Source organism: Streptomyces milbemycinicus (assembly GCF_002154605.1).
Classification (GTDB): domain Bacteria; phylum Actinomycetota; class Actinomycetes; order Streptomycetales; family Streptomycetaceae; genus Streptomyces; species Streptomyces milbemycinicus.
The window spans coordinates 1-821 of record NZ_MUNE01000977.1 but is presented as its reverse complement, the minus strand read 5'-3'; the positions used below and the strand labels follow the sequence as shown (position 1 = coordinate 821).

Here is an 821-nt window from a genome sequence, read left to right as displayed (position 1 = left end):
CCGCCCCGAGGAAGCCCCTGCGCCCCAGTCTGCGTCCGCCACGTCTGTCGTCGCGTATCGCCTCGTCGTCCATCGCACCCGTCCCGGCCGCCGTGCCCCTGCGGCCATCCTGAGCGGGCGCCCGGGGCAGGGCGACCGGAGGGCAGCCGAACCGGCGACGGCCGACCGGGACGGTTCGAGGTGCAAAGGCGCGGCGGGGGCCGCAGCGTGGACATATGACCGAGAGCGAGAGCCCACGTGTCCACCTGCCGCCGATCGTGGTGCTCGGGGTGCAGCCGAACGACCCTCCGTTCCGTCTGATCGAGGTCGCCGGGGAGGTGATCGGCAAGGCGCATTCGGTCCTGGATGTGATCGAGATCGCCCGTGTGATCGGCATGGAGGACGCCGACCTCGACGACCCGGACGTCGTCCGCTGGGTGGGCGGCGACAAGTTCACCTGGACGTCGTGGCGGCTGTCCGGACGGAGCCGGGGGAAGGAACACGGCGAGAAGAGCGCGAAGGGCGAGAAGGGCGAAGGGCCCGGCGAGACCCGCCGCCACCACCGCTGGAGATCCTGAGCATCGGACATATGATCCAACGCGTGGATATCCCCGACAGACTCATCACCCTCCAGCAGAACGCGGACGCCGAGCGCGCCAAGCTCACCGGGCTCGACGGCGNNTGGTACGAGGCCGCCGTCGAGATCCAGGCGGCGGTGACCGCGCACGCCCAGGAGACGGGCACACCGCGCGGGCAGATCGAGGCCGCGGTGAAGCAGGTCGTACGACATCCGGCCCCGGAGGGGTGACGCGGCTGCTGATACGACTGAGGGCCTGACCTGC

1 protein-coding gene is annotated in these 821 nt (G+C 70.9%); it reads left to right on the top strand.

The window, feature by feature from the left end; all coding sequences use genetic code 11:
- Window positions 1-215: 215 nt before the first annotated feature.
- Complete coding sequence (locus CCN51_RS49880) at window positions 216-557, top strand: hypothetical protein (RefSeq protein ID WP_014179478.1); 342 nt, start codon at window positions 216-218, stop codon at window positions 555-557.
- Window positions 558-821 lie beyond the last annotated feature (264 nt).

What these genes read in the sequence shown, in the direction of transcription:
- CCN51_RS49880 (WP_014179478.1), top strand. Translation starts at nt 216, where the DNA reads ATGACCGAGAGCGAGAGCCCACGTGTCCACCTGCCGCCGATCGTGGTG.